The 513-nt window shown below is 66.3% G+C and carries 1 protein-coding gene and 1 pseudogene; both read left to right on the forward strand.

The window, feature by feature from the left end; genetic code table 11:
- Positions 1–176, forward strand: a 176-nt coding sequence (locus SO139_RS46410) for a coproporphyrinogen III oxidase (protein ID WP_498542182.1), incomplete at its 5' end; no start/stop codon positions are given.
- Positions 167–513 (forward strand): annotated as a pseudogene (locus tag SO139_RS46415) (HAD family hydrolase); the annotation flags it as partial. The gene SO139_RS46410 and the pseudogene SO139_RS46415, both read left to right, overlap by 10 nt.

A 513-nucleotide genomic window follows, 5' to 3' on the forward strand; every position in this document is an offset into this window, starting at 1 on the left:
GGCGCAATTTTGCGACCGCCTGGACCGCTGCCGATCGCGAGGAGCAGTTGGTACGGCGCGGGCGTTACGTCGAGTTCAACCTGCTCTACGACCGCGGCACCATCTTCGGGCTCAAAACCGGCGGCAACGTGGATTCGATCCTGTCCTCGCTGCCACCGGAAGTGAAATGGCCATGACGTCGATGAAGACCGCAAAGCCCCTCCCCCGCGCCATGCTGATCGACATGGATGATACCATCCTGTCGGCCTATGGCCGTCCGGAGATCGCCTGGAACACGATCGCAACCGAGTTCGCGGCCGAGCTTGCACCGCTGCCGCCGGAGCAGGTCGCAGCAGCCGTTCTGACGTTTGCGCGGAATTTCTGGGCCAATGCGGAAGCCGCCTGGCGGCTCAAGCTCGGCGAGGCCCGGCGCCTGACGGTGAAGGGCGGCTTCGCCGCGCTCGCCGCAAGCGGGCACCGCGCCCTGCCCGACGATCTCGCCATTCGCCTGGCCGACCGCTTCACCACCTATCG

The organism is Bradyrhizobium sp. UFLA05-89 (assembly GCF_059803475.1).